This is a genomic window from Vibrio sp. 1751 (assembly GCF_033339895.1).
Lineage (GTDB): Bacteria > Pseudomonadota > Gammaproteobacteria > Enterobacterales > Vibrionaceae > Vibrio > Vibrio alginolyticus.
On sequence record NZ_JAWOVM010000004.1, the window covers coordinates 129,369 to 140,930 of the forward strand.

16 protein-coding genes and 2 tRNA genes are annotated in these 11,562 nt (G+C 41.2%); 4 read left to right on the top strand and 14 right to left on the bottom strand.

The genetic code is table 11. The annotated features are described in order from the left end of the window. Nucleotides 1-60: 60 nt before the first annotated feature. The 4 genes from R7041_RS03145 (at nucleotide 61) to R7041_RS03160 (ending at nucleotide 1,544) form a co-directional block, all read left to right on the top strand. Nucleotides 61-720 (top strand): DUF2726 domain-containing protein, encoded by a 660-nt coding sequence (locus R7041_RS03145; protein WP_047100684.1) that lies wholly within the window; start codon nucleotides 61-63, stop codon nucleotides 718-720. 119 nt (nucleotides 721-839) lie between these two features. Further along, nucleotides 840-1,178 (top strand): hypothetical protein, encoded by a 339-nt coding sequence (locus tag R7041_RS03150; RefSeq protein ID WP_005377830.1) that lies wholly within the window; start codon nucleotides 840-842, stop codon nucleotides 1,176-1,178. Between the two features lie 179 nt (nucleotides 1,179-1,357). Then, a tRNA-Val gene (locus R7041_RS03155) sits at nucleotides 1,358-1,434 on the top strand. Between the two features lie 33 nt (nucleotides 1,435-1,467). Next, a tRNA-Val gene (locus R7041_RS03160) sits at nucleotides 1,468-1,544 on the top strand. Between the two features lie 258 nt (nucleotides 1,545-1,802). On the opposite strand, the gene R7041_RS03165 is transcribed toward R7041_RS03160, so the two are convergent. The 14 genes from R7041_RS03165 to R7041_RS03230 all read right to left on the bottom strand — a co-directional run bounded on the left by R7041_RS03165 (nucleotide 1,803) and on the right by R7041_RS03230 (nucleotide 11,479). Then, on the bottom strand, nucleotides 1,803-2,033 hold the full coding sequence (locus tag R7041_RS03165) for a hypothetical protein (protein ID WP_017820907.1): 231 nt from the start codon (nucleotides 2,031-2,033) through the stop codon (nucleotides 1,803-1,805). Nucleotides 2,034-2,162: 129 nt separating this feature from the next. Continuing rightward, nucleotides 2,163-2,801 (bottom strand): DJ-1/PfpI family protein, encoded by a 639-nt coding sequence (locus tag R7041_RS03170; protein ID WP_206953252.1) that lies wholly within the window; start codon nucleotides 2,799-2,801, stop codon nucleotides 2,163-2,165. 165 nt (nucleotides 2,802-2,966) lie between these two features. Next, the gene (locus tag R7041_RS03175; RefSeq protein WP_206953253.1) at nucleotides 2,967-3,365 is read right to left on the bottom strand and encodes a VOC family protein; all 399 of its coding nucleotides are present in this window, start codon (nucleotides 3,363-3,365) and stop codon (nucleotides 2,967-2,969) included. A 205-nt stretch (nucleotides 3,366-3,570) separates the two neighbouring features. Beyond that, nucleotides 3,571-4,143: a hypothetical protein gene (locus R7041_RS03180; protein ID WP_225466652.1), complete on the bottom strand. Its 573-nt coding sequence runs from the start codon at nucleotides 4,141-4,143 to the stop codon at nucleotides 3,571-3,573. A 192-nt stretch (nucleotides 4,144-4,335) separates the two neighbouring features. Next, the gene (locus tag R7041_RS03185; protein ID WP_047100681.1) at nucleotides 4,336-4,785 is read right to left on the bottom strand and encodes a nuclear transport factor 2 family protein; all 450 of its coding nucleotides are present in this window, start codon (nucleotides 4,783-4,785) and stop codon (nucleotides 4,336-4,338) included. Nucleotides 4,786-4,913: 128 nt separating this feature from the next. Beyond that, complete coding sequence (locus R7041_RS03190; RefSeq protein ID WP_017820912.1) at nucleotides 4,914-5,303, bottom strand: lysozyme inhibitor LprI family protein; 390 nt, start codon at nucleotides 5,301-5,303, stop codon at nucleotides 4,914-4,916. Between the two features lie 405 nt (nucleotides 5,304-5,708). Further along, a complete protein-coding gene (locus R7041_RS03195; RefSeq protein WP_005377824.1) occupies nucleotides 5,709-5,960 on the bottom strand; it encodes a TIGR03643 family protein in 252 nt (83 codons plus the stop codon). Nucleotides 5,961-6,058: 98 nt separating this feature from the next. Further along, nucleotides 6,059-6,559: a GNAT family N-acetyltransferase gene (locus R7041_RS03200; protein ID WP_206953254.1), complete on the bottom strand. Its 501-nt coding sequence runs from the start codon at nucleotides 6,557-6,559 to the stop codon at nucleotides 6,059-6,061. Nucleotides 6,560-6,709: 150 nt separating this feature from the next. After that, nucleotides 6,710-7,090: a hypothetical protein gene (locus tag R7041_RS03205; RefSeq protein WP_017633972.1), complete on the bottom strand. Its 381-nt coding sequence runs from the start codon at nucleotides 7,088-7,090 to the stop codon at nucleotides 6,710-6,712. 153 nt (nucleotides 7,091-7,243) lie between these two features. Further along, nucleotides 7,244-7,648 carry a DUF1801 domain-containing protein gene (locus tag R7041_RS03210; RefSeq protein WP_017633973.1) on the bottom strand — a complete coding sequence of 135 codons (405 nt, stop codon included), beginning with the start codon at nucleotides 7,646-7,648 and terminating at the stop codon, nucleotides 7,244-7,246. A gap of 141 nt (nucleotides 7,649-7,789) precedes the next feature. Further along, nucleotides 7,790-8,122, bottom strand: coding sequence for a YnfA family protein (locus R7041_RS03215; protein WP_005377819.1), 333 nt, complete (start codon nucleotides 8,120-8,122; stop codon nucleotides 7,790-7,792). A gap of 64 nt (nucleotides 8,123-8,186) precedes the next feature. Then, nucleotides 8,187-8,654 (bottom strand): Sbal_3080 family lipoprotein, encoded by a 468-nt coding sequence (locus tag R7041_RS03220; protein ID WP_005385757.1) that lies wholly within the window; start codon nucleotides 8,652-8,654, stop codon nucleotides 8,187-8,189. 416 nt (nucleotides 8,655-9,070) lie between these two features. After that, a complete protein-coding gene (locus R7041_RS03225) occupies nucleotides 9,071-9,754 on the bottom strand; it encodes a DUF4336 domain-containing protein (protein WP_225466650.1) in 684 nt (227 codons plus the stop codon). Nucleotides 9,755-10,003: 249 nt separating this feature from the next. Continuing rightward, a complete protein-coding gene (locus R7041_RS03230) occupies nucleotides 10,004-11,479 on the bottom strand; it encodes a Na+/H+ antiporter NhaC family protein (protein ID WP_064368207.1) in 1,476 nt (491 codons plus the stop codon). Nucleotides 11,480-11,562 lie beyond the last annotated feature (83 nt).

An 11,562-nucleotide genomic window follows, 5' to 3' on the forward strand; every position in this document is an offset into this window, starting at 1 on the left:
CTCTGCATAACATTTCCATTTACGCTTTGAGCAACGAGTTGTTTTGGATGCACTTTATTTATGACCAACATTTTTATCATTGTTGTTCTTCTGGTTTTATTCTTCTTTGTTATTCAAAAGTACGTGATTAAGCACGATGACACGCGTGATTATCCTTATCGCTCGAAAGGCCCTCTGCTCAGAGGTCAAGAGGGTGCGTTCTATAATGCGTTAAGAGCGGCGGTAGGGGAGCATGCCGTAGTATTCGCGAAAGTAAACATGTCCAGTTTGGTTACGCCAAAAGAAATCAAAAATAAGAAGCAGTTTTTTGTCGCGAACAATCGTATATCTCGAAGCTATTTTGATTACGTTATTTGTGACCCAAGGACACTAGAGCCGCGCGTTATCGTTGAATTGGATAATGGGCAGGAGCTAAACAAGGGTAAGATAGAAAGACAAAAGTTATTGATTCATGTTTGTAAGACGGCCAACCTGCCTTTAATTGGCGCCTCGGTAAAGCACAGTTATCAAGTTGGGCGATTACGTCGTTTGCTTGCGGCACACATTGATTTGATTGAGCCCGATAAAGAAGTGCGTTTTTGTAAAAAATGCGGCAGTCCGATGATCATTAAAACCGCAAGCCAAGGTGAGTTCAAAGGGAGACGTTTCTTTACTTGTAGCCGTCAGCCGAATTGTACATACACCGAAAATTATAACGTTGTGTTTGAGGCGGACGACTAAACACGATAATTAACCTGCAGAAATAAGGGGCTTTGATTAGAGATGAGCAAAGCCTTTTTTGTATCAGTCATCAAGGCAGGGCCTATACTTTGAAAAAGAGTGCAGAATAGGGCAGCCATATGCGATACGGATGGATTTTGTCAGCATTGTTCATCGCATCTAATGTTAGTGCGATACCTAATTTGAAACCACTGGAGTGTGAATTGACAGAGACACCCCAAGATCATTTCTTGTTTTACCGAGAGCAAATGGTTTACCACAGTGAGCAGTTTGTCATATTTCAAAACTTCAAAGGCAGGGTGAGCACTCAAGTGGACGTCAAAACAGGAGAGTTGATCCGTACAACCTATATCGGCGAACCATTTAAACCTAAATATCAGATTTTGTTCGGCACTTGCCCTAAGGTATCGCAAACCTTACAGATTTGGATGCTCAGTGAAGTGCCTTACGACAATTAAGTGAGATAATAAAAGTTATATAGATCACACTTTTAATCCATGAAGGATTCAGCTTTGCTGATAAAATCATCTGAAAACGCGTGTTGAGTTTACATTTTCGCCAAACGGTTCAAAGTTGGTAAATTTGTGCTTGCACCACCGTTCGCTTATAGCTAATATCCTCCTCGTTCCAGAGAAATGCGTCCGTAGCTCAGCTGGTTAGAGTATCGCCTTGACATGGCGGGGGTCGGTGGTTCGAGTCCACTCGGACGCACCATTCTGAATTGAATGGTTAGGAACGTAAAAATTTGGGTCCGTAGCTCAGTTGGTTAGAGTACTACCTTGACATGGTAGGGGTCGGCGATTCGAGTTCGCCCGGACCCACCAAATTTTAAAAAAGCCCACCTTTTGGTGGGCTTTTTTGTGTCTGTAATTCATTGATACTCAAGTAAAACTACTTCTTTTCTTGTCCCTTGTTTTTGCTCTGCTTTAGCCCCTTGTTAGAGATAAAAGCGCACTACTTGATCCGCAACACAACCTCAAAACCCTAAATGCAATGCATAAGGTGTATACGCTTCAAACCCACTAGAGCCGTCTATAAATTATGTTGCGTGCCACTAGCCGTGGCATTAGAGACACTGACTATTAATCTAAATTATCTGGCGTGTGAAGATTGGTGCCGCATATTGTACATTTGTAGTCACCAGTCGCTTCGCCTTCCATTAATGAGCTAATTATTGCTGCAAATAGACCTGAGAAGAAACCTTTAGCTTTTTTCTCGGTCTTTTCCTGCGCTTTAGAGAAGCTTTCGTACCGATGTAGCGTTACTTCTTTACAATTACAGCAAAACGCTCTTGTCTCTTCAGAACCGTACATTTTTACCAATTGATTTACTCCCTGTAAGTTAATTTCCCCAAGTGGCGTTATGTTCAAGGGTAAGTCACACAAGACTGATGTGTGACTTACCCTAAACACTAAAACTAACGTAATGTAAAACACCACATGTTATGAATGATTATTTAACGCCTTGTTATCCGAGCTTGCTAACTCTGCTGATTGAATAGTTGTGGCAATAAGTTCTTCAAATAGATCTAATTGCCCAGCAGGTATCAATTGATTTTGTATAGCTTTTCGTTTGTTTGAGTCAAATAGCCGCTCTGTTAACCAACCAATTAGATACATCAGTGAAAGACAGCCACCGGCCGTCGCTACATTACCGTCTATCACGAGAGGCAGATCCTTAACATCTCCTCCCATACTTTGTAGAACATCCTTTGCATCTGGGTTTGTTGTTAATCGCTTGCCTTTTAGTAAACCGAGTTCATGGAGGATGAATGATCCCGCACAAATCGAACCTATTAGCTGCCTATTTGGATCAAGATTCAACGCTGACATAAATTCAGCATCTTTTAAAGCGGCTGGAATACCCCGTTTGCCGCTTGTAATAAGAACGACATCTTGATTCGTCACCTCAGAAAGGTGTCCGTCTGTTTTAACTTTCATACCGAGGTGGGAATGATGTTCAGATTTAGTTCCAAGTATACTTACTGTCCAACTGTCGGTTGTGCGCCCCAGCAAGTCATACATAAGAAAGAAATCGACATCCGTGAAATCATCAAATAAAACAACGCCGATTTTATACATAACATTTATCCTTTTGGACTTACTCGTAAGTCGCAAAATGTGTAGTAGGAGGGGAGGGGCATTCAATACGCAAGCTTCTGCTGAGCACCTTAAACACCAAAGGCGGTGTAAACTAACAATGCCATGTGTACCAAATCCCTATTATAAAACTTTGTTATGTTTGTTTTATGAGCCCGCCCAGAAAAACTCAACCCTAATACCACTTGGGTCGTAACACATTAAATGTTTTGCGGGTCCTGTTTTAACAAGCTCGGGACCAAACTCAATTTCGATTCCCGACGCCATAAATTGATCACGTAACTCATCGAGTTGCTCCTCAGCCTCTACGAGTAAAGCTAAGTGATGCAAACCAATATTCGTTTTTCTGTCAAATGGAGTGGCGGCATCAGCCTTAGCCGCCCATAGTGTAAGCATGATATGCCCATCACTCACAAATATTGCCGGGTAGTCTGGATTTCTTTTTACTTCACTCCAACCTAATTGTTCAGTGAAAAACTTCGCGCTTGCTTCTAGGTTAGATACGGTTAAACCTACGTGGTGTATGCCTTTTGTTAACACAGTCACTTTGTTTCCTTACTCGTTTTAATGGCTATCAAACAAAGATAACTCGATAAAAAGTAAGCATCAATACACATATATTGATTAACTTCGTCAATCTATTCGAATACGGTAATCCAACTGGAAACATAACATTGTAAACAAGAAACCCAATCTTGAACTAAAAATTAAACTTAGAGTTCATTCTTAAGTCCTGTATTAATCAAATACATTAATAGCCATAATATTTAAGCCAGCCTATAGGGCATATCATTCCATTAAAGGTTTGAATGTTCTTATTCAAGCTAACGTCTTCCAATTTGTAACAGTGAACAACATTACTAGTCGAAGTAGATGCTGGTGTTGAATACGTCACAGGTTTAGAAGCGTTTGCTTTATGTATTTCATGTGCTCGCTGTTGGTCTATCGCCACTTGATTCTTATGATTGTTAACTTCTCGCAATCCAGATTCTAGGGGTAGGTGCCAATCCTTACATGTTGTTCCTAAACCATCATTCTGAGACTGATATTCTGATAACGCTACACGAGCTTCATTTACCGACTGATCGATATCGGACTGATCGACTAGCCAAGTAGAAAAAGAATAGTTAATGGCCTCTCGATAGTTTACCGATTGCTCTAAGCTATAAGCATCGGAATGAAAACAGGCCTCTACCACTGCCCATTGAGTCGATAGGTTTGATAATACGTTTTCAGGTATAGGCTGTAGCTGGCTTTGCGTAGACTGGCAACCGGCTAGAAGAAAAGGGACAGGGAGTAGTTTTAGAAAAAATTTTTGGTTCATTTTAATCTTAAAATTAATGCAATCTTTTTCATTATCATAATACAGGACGATTGAAGAAAGTAGCATTTCTATCAGTAAGGGAATGTGGCTAACGCACTGATAAGGTGTGAGTAAAGCGATATCAAAGCCCTCAACACACCTTAACTACGAATACTACCGCATAACAAAGATGCTATGCGGTAACGGTAGTATTCAGGCTTGAACAGTTTGTCGCACGTTGTTCTCGCCTGCCAGCACGGAAATTCTCTCAAAATCTCGACTCGGGAAGTCAGGATCTACGTACACAAACATACGACTTATCATTTTTCCTTCAAACTCAAATACACTACAAAAACGCCCTGTGGAAACTTTGTTGTCCGGCCAAGAGGTACCATCACTCATTACGCCGCCTTCCTGTCCTTCAACAATGACCTTGTTTCCAGCAGTCGTTATTTGAAAGCCGTCTATGTCGTGCCAGATATTAATCAACGAGCTACCAATCCTATTGCCAAACTCCACTAAGGCACTCTTTCCTTTCGCTTGCCCAAATTTAGGAAAGAAAAAATCAACATCCTCTGAGAATAGATCCAGATAGCTAGGATCACCGGCATCTATTTTCTCGAAATACTTAACTACTAGCCCAACTAAATCGTCTTTTTCCATAATTATTTCACACCCATATAAGCTTTACGCACAACCTGAACGCTTGCATCTTAAACACAGAGTACATTTAAACTGAAATTGCCAAGAGTTGCGAATCTTATTGAAGTGCCTTGTTAGATGTAATCCGTTTAGCCTACGTATACACCATTGAAGTATTCGACGCGTTCTAACGTCATTCTTAACTTACATTCTTCAATCTGGACACCTTGCCAGGGTGAGGGTGTGGAAGACAGGCCCGTAAATTCACATTCGGCGTCTCTGTATTTTAGCCAAGCTCTTTGGGCCTTTCGAAATGGCTCTACCAGTTCGGTCTGAGACCATGTTTCCCTTAGTGCTTTTTCTTCCTCACCTATTCTAGCGATTGCTTCCTTGTAACTTTCGTTAAGCTCTTTATCTGCAGATTCCATTTTCTTTTCTACACACTGATAACCAGCCATAACGCCACCGCCTTTTACTTTGCAGGGATCTTCAACATCATCAGAGGCCAAGCAAGGTAAAGAAACCAACGCAAATATCATAAGTAATTTGTTCAAAATTGCCTCCAAGCTCCGAGTGCTTGTTAAACCGTTATCAGCTATTTTTCCTTTTTAATCATGCAGCTTTTTGTCTGTGCCTTCAAAGATAAAATAGAAGGTTAGTGATTCTAGTGCCTAAACAGAAGGTCAAAGAAGATTGATACACGGGTTAAATGACGCCGTAATCTGAGTTATTTTTAGTGGGCGTTTTGTGTCAATCTTTTCTGTGGAATCATTAGTTTGATGGCGTCTGAGGATGTTAAGATGACTCCCATTGAATTTATTATCGCCCTGAAACACCTAGGTTGAATTAAGTGGTGACTATTCCCCTCCAATCATGGAGTTGATTCAAAGGTAGGGCGATAAATGTTGCGATTCGTAATAAAAATTTATGCCAAGTGCAGTTCGCTATCGCGGCTTATATTGAGTTGGGCAATAACCTCTAATGATGTCTGAGTTTCGTAGCTTGTTGTGTTTTGTATTGCGCCCCGAAACCCTTTTACGCCACAATTTAAAGCTACTTGATTTGAGCCGGCTACGCATAAACTGAATCACGTCGGATTCATTCAAACCAAATTGAAATTCGATAGCCTCAAATGGGGTGCGGTCTTCCCATGCCATTTCTATTATTCTTGACTCAGTTTCCGAGGTCAGTTTCATTTCAAATAACCTATTTTAGAAAAGAGATTTCTACGACGGAAATTGAGTCTTGGTTCAAATGTTCTTATATGCGTGCTTAGTGTTTAGCGACTTAACACCTACAAAAACTTCTCAATGAGGACTTCGTCTACGTATTTCCCACGAACTTTTGCATGCTTCTTCGCGGTCCCTACGATTTCGAAGCCTTGTTTGAGATAGGCTGATAACGCTCGCTCATTATCGCCGCGAACGTACGCAAATAGTTTTTCGTAACCCTTTTGTTTGGCTACTTCGAATGTCGATTTGAAAAGCTGTTTAGACACACCTTGGCCACGAGCACCGTCACTAACAAACGTACCAATTATGCCAACATGGTCAAAAGCTTTTGTATATTGTGCAAATGGCTCGATATTTTGGAAACCTATGACTTGTGAGCTATTTTCGGATAAAGCGACTGTAAACACGCCCCGTTCTGGGAAATGAGTAATGAACTCTTTTTCGTCTTCAGGTGTGAAAGGCGTATCTAATACAGTGTATAAACCTTCAATAATGATGGGGTTGAGGACGTTTGTAATGCCTTCAGCATCACCTAAAGTTACCTGACGTACAATTAAATTCATGCCACTTAGCTCCTATTAAAATTAGGGCTGTTTTGTACATGAGTTGGAGACTTGCGGCAACAAGTAACGTCATTAAGTCGTAAAGAATATACCTATTACACTTAAACGGCGGTTAATAGTGCTGATTGTTACTTTAGTATTTCTGATATATCACTTTTTAAGTGACGGCTTAACTTCTACAGAATATTTCCACATCACGATCCCGTTTTCTACAAGATCATAACTCGCGCTTTGACCCTCGGAGTTGAGTACAAATACCGGCATTTCCATCCTTGACGTAGCGCCATCTCGGTTGCATGACATGGTAGCTTCAAGCTGTATGCTATTTTTGCTCGGTTCTGAAAGGGTTCCTAAGTACGTGCAGCCGTCGACAAAACTGGTTTTGCTTTTTCCTTTAGAGGATATTTCAAAAGTCGGAAAAATGAATGTTGATTGAGGCTCTGTTACTACCACATTGACTTGATAGTTCGTCACTGAAAAAGCATTGAAATGAGCTCCAAGCATAAGTAAGAACAAGATTTTTGATTTCATAAACTCTTCTTTATTTCGATATTACTAGTTTGGTTACGGAGCTATTAACGTGACCACTTAATCTAAAACTTTACTGCGGAAGCATTAAAAAGGATACAAAGGTAGAGTAGTTGAATATGGTTAATCGGCCGTAAATAGTTTTATTAAGCGATTTTACATACCTAAAAGAGGTAAGTTCTTTCGCTTTTGATAGGTTAATGCTAATTCTAAACAGGTCTTGATTGAAGCTTCTGGCAAAGGTGCTGATAAAGATAGAATTATTGCTCGATTACCCTGAAACTCAAGTGAGTCACTATACAGTTCGCGGAATGTGTCGACGAGCTTAGTTTGGCAATTAAAGAACAGATAATAACGACTAGGCGTTTTCTGTTTCCAATCCATCCTTACCGGGCTACCTGTTTTCACACTGTAGCTTGGCTCTCCCCATTTTAGAGATTCTTCAACTTCCCCCAGTTTTAATTCAGAAGCGATAGTTAAGACGATATTTCGTAGCTCTTCTATCCGAATACGCACATGTTTTGGATACTCATCAAATCTTGCCTTCACTGCATGGTTCATTGGTATCTCCTATAAATAGCGCTGTTTTGGGGTGAAGCCCAAGCATACTTTGGCTATGTAGCAATTACGTCATAATGTTATTAATCAATAAATCTAGCACATAGCCAAAATACTAAGCGTAAGGGTTTCCCTCGGTTACGTTTAGGATGCTCTGGGTGAAAACATGATGATTGACATGCCAAGCATAGCGACAGAAACCCCCACTATGTCCCAGAGCGTTGGTCGAACGCCGTCGATACACCACAACCATAGAATTGCGACAAAAATATAGACACCACCGTAAGCGGCATAAACTCTGCCAGTTGCGGTAGGATGTAAAGATAGAAGCCAAGCAAACATAGCAAGGCATAGCGCTGCTGGTACCAAAAGCCAAACTGACTTATCTTCCTTTAACCAGAGATAAGGTAAGTAGCAGCCTAATATTTCTGCAATGGCGGTTATAAAGAAAAGCCCAATGGTTTTGACTTCAGTCACTTAAACATTCCTATCTTTCTCTACAAATATATGATGCTTGTTAAATGGGCAATTGTTCGACTCATTACATTTCGCCCAGCTTAATCTTGGATTGAGCCTCACTCACGGTTTGTTTACCGAATAACAAATCCATCATCGAAATGATTCGTTTGTTGTCTTTACCCCATTTATCTGGATTCGCGCTGTTTGGTGCTTTAAATTCAACTTGTCCTACTTTTTCGTTATTTTTGTAGGCTTTGATCTGAGCATCAGCGATAAATGTTCTAAAATCCCAGCTCCAGCGTGATACGTAAGTAAGTGTTAGCTCAGAGCTAACAGGAGGCGTGCCGTCGCTTACGACTGTGCATTTATGGGCGGTATCCAAACACCAGTCTTGCATCGAATCTAAGAAAACATCTCGCGTGGCGTTGTCTTTTACGATGGTGATTTCCTTGCTCTGATTTTCTTTCGAGATTGTTTCTACCGTATACTTTGGTGCCGCACATGCGGCTAATAGAATAGGCAAGCTTAGAATGATGAGTTTTTTGTGCATCTTATGTCTCTTTTTTAAATTTATATATTCAAACAACTTCAAGATACTGAGTTCAACGAGAATAACTAACAAGCATGGCAACAGTTATTAACAAAACCTTTAGAGTCGAAGGGTTTGTTTCAGGAGTATGCCAATGTCTCGAAGCAAAATAATTAGTAAGAGATTGCTATAGCGTTATGTTAACTCTTGAACTTATGTCCGTATCAATGTTCAGAATTCTTCGCATTGAAGTTTTTGAAGTGCAATTCTAACGGAATTTTAAATTGCTGCATAATGCTCAATTAAGAGGAATAGGGGAGCTTATCGTTAAACATAACGTGTAGTTCTGTAAATTGCCCCCTAAGACTAAGCTAAAAGGGCCTAATGTTTTAAAATAGCTTCTTGTCTATTCTGTTGTGTGAGTTTTCAATGTTGTCTCATACTAGCCACTTAAAAGAGCGCTGTAAGAACTCGTCTGCATTATCAAGGACGATTTCACCGTGAGCCATAACCAATATATTAGGTTTCCAAGACAGCAGTTTATTTAAGTGTTTTCGAGCCTCTTGTTTGCTAAACATAAAACTTAGGCGCCAATCCAAAGGCATTTTTCCATTCGGAGCAAGAATACCGGCCCCTTTAGCCACAAACCGCTGCCAGTAGTTAAAGTCCTGGCCAGAAAAATTCTCGACGAGGTCAGTAACAATTAAGGTCTTTGAAAGTCGATGATAAAACACACACTCTTCCATTAATGGAGAGCCAGAAAATAGTTCTTGTTCAACCTCAGAGTTCCAAGCATTACCGCCTTGGTTAAGTGAAGCGTGAAAGTGTATATCACGGCACTTCTTGATGACTTCATCTGTGCCATAAACTTCTGCGCTAGGATAGGCAAATACCCATTCAGATAAGAACAAGTGGTGTAAATGATTAGGAGCGATTAAGTATTTCACTTGGCCTAGATTGTTGATTTGCTCTCTAATCGAATTTGATAACTTAATTGGACTATGAACCCAAAGGCCACCATCAGAAAGCCTAACAATAGTCATACGAGTGGTGTATGGGAGTCCTAAGAATTGGACGGGATCTCCGTCAAATATCCATATCTCTTGGGCTAACTTTTTCATGTCTCTCCAACCGTTAACACTGTATTAAGGCGGCATTTAAGTTACTCAAAAGCTGCCTTGTTGCACAATAAACGCTTCGCTAAGCGTAAACCAAAAATATTAGGTTTACCAAGCCCTTATTGAGTGCAGTTGTATATCTTTGAGTATTTTTATACTGAACGGGCGTAAAGTAGTTTTAAGAGGATCATTTGACTTGATAGAACAAAACCCCGCTATTTTTGAGCAGGGTTTTGCAATTAGATAAAGGGGCTAACCGATGATGAAGAAGAAAATCGCGGTTGCAACAATACCAATCAACGCATAAGGAAACTGTGTGGTTGCGTGTTGCATTGCTGTACAGCCCGAACCTTGTGCAGATAACACGGTTGAGTCACTAAAGAAACAAGAGTGGCTCCCTGCCGCTGATGCTGAAAGCAGCGCTGCAACGGTTAAGTGTAGAGGCACACCAAGCTGTTCGCCCAAAGGTAGAACAATTGGCATCGCTACTGCAAACGTTCCCCAAGACGATGCCGTTGCAAATACCAACGCGCCCGTAATCATAAAGATAATCGCAGGGAAGTAAGACGCTGACAGGTAAGGGCTGACGGTCTCAATGACATACTGCGTGACGCCCAATGAGTCGTTGACCGATTTCAACATGAAACCACCAATAACGGTCGCAAGCGGCAGTAGCATAACTTTAATGCCATCATAAACAGCTTCGAACATGTCGTTCATCGAGATCAGTTTTTGTGCGCCGTAAAAGCTAATAGTAAAGATTAACGCGACGAAAACACCAGCAAGTAGATCGATACCAAAATACCAACTTGCGGCAACAAGTACGAGCATTGGTAACAAGAAGTTGACAAGGCCCATGGTTGGGTTGGTATGTGCAGATACATCGGGACCAAAGTCGACATCTGTTGCACCGTCTGGACGAACTTGACCATTCTTCGCACGCTTTTCTGCCTTTTTCATCGCGCCTAGATCTGGGACCTTTTCCATTGCAACCAGCAAAACAATCACCAGCGTTACCCAGCCGTAAGCCATGTATGGAATAGCTTCAATGTATGCTTTGATACCATCTCCCGCTTCTGCTACTCCGTTTGCTTCTAGCAAAGAACTGAAGAAAATTGCCCAAGTGGAAATTGGTACGAGGATACAGATAGGTGCGGCGGTTGAATCCACAAGATATGAGAGCTTTTCACGCGAGATTTGGTAGCCGTCCGTAACTTTTTTCATTGAGGAAGAAATTGCAATCGCATTCAAATAATCGTCGATAAAGATCAGAATACCTAACGCAAAGGTCATCAGCATCGATTGCTTACGGCTTTTTACTTTCGTGACCAGCATGTCGGAGAAGCTTAAGATACTGCCGCCTTTCTCCAAAATAGCAATTAGGCCGCCCATCAAACCACAAACGAGGATGATCCAGGCGATAGTTTCATCCATCATTACACTCATGGAAATATCAACAATCTGTTCCACCGCTTCAGTTGGGTTAAGCAGAAGAACACCGGCAATAGCGCCGCTAAAGAGGGCTTCCACAGTTCGGTGTGTTGTCAGCGCAAAGACCAATACCAACGCCGTTGGTAAAAGACTCATCCATCCGTAGGCTTCGCCTTCCTCATGGTTCAAACCGATTGTGGTAAAAAAGACAAACGTCGCAACCGAGATTAAAGAAACAATAATGTGTTGAGAGTTGATTTTAAGAGGCGCATCCAGCGCCTTGGTCTGCGTAGTCATAAAGTTCATTTCCTTTGTTTATGCCGAGTGCAACATCCAGTCGATTTCCAATGGAGTAATCGCTCGCTCAAATTCTGCGAGTT